1 protein-coding gene is annotated in these 515 nt (G+C 70.3%); it reads left to right on the forward strand.

What is annotated here, in order from left to right:
* A partial coding sequence (locus ACFFRH_RS44680) for a beta-ketoacyl synthase N-terminal-like domain-containing protein (RefSeq protein ID WP_386164240.1) occupies nucleotides 1-515 on the forward strand: 515 nt, incomplete at both ends.

A 515-nucleotide genomic window follows, 5' to 3' on the forward strand; every position in this document is an offset into this window, starting at 1 on the left:
GGGGGAGTTCGACGCGGGGTTCTTCGGGATCTCTCCGCGTGAGGCGTTGGCGATGGATCCGCAGCAGCGGTTGCTGCTGGAGACCTCCTGGGAGGCGTTCGAACGGGCCGGGATCGACCCCTCGTCCCTGCGCGGCACCGACACCGGGGTCTTCGTCGGCGGCATGTACCAGGAGTACGGCCCCCGCTACGACCAGGCGGACAAGGGATCGGACGGCTACCTGCTGACCGGCGGTGCGACGAGCGTGATGTCGGGACGTCTCGCCTACACGTTCGGCCTGGAGGGGGCGGCGGTGACGGTGGACACGGCGTGTTCGTCGTCGCTGGTGGCGTTGCACTGGGCGATGCGGGCGCTGCGGCAGGGGGAGTGCTCGATGGCCCTCGTCGGCGGCGTGACGGTGATGGCCTCCCCCGGCATGTTCGTGGAGTTCAGTCGTCAGCGGGGGTTGGCGGGGGATGGGCGGTGTAAGTCGTTCGCGGGGGCTGCGGATGGTACGGGGTGGGGTGAGGGGGTGG

This window comes from Streptosporangium vulgare (assembly GCF_042428775.1).
Lineage (GTDB): Bacteria > Actinomycetota > Actinomycetes > Streptosporangiales > Streptosporangiaceae > Streptosporangium > Streptosporangium vulgare.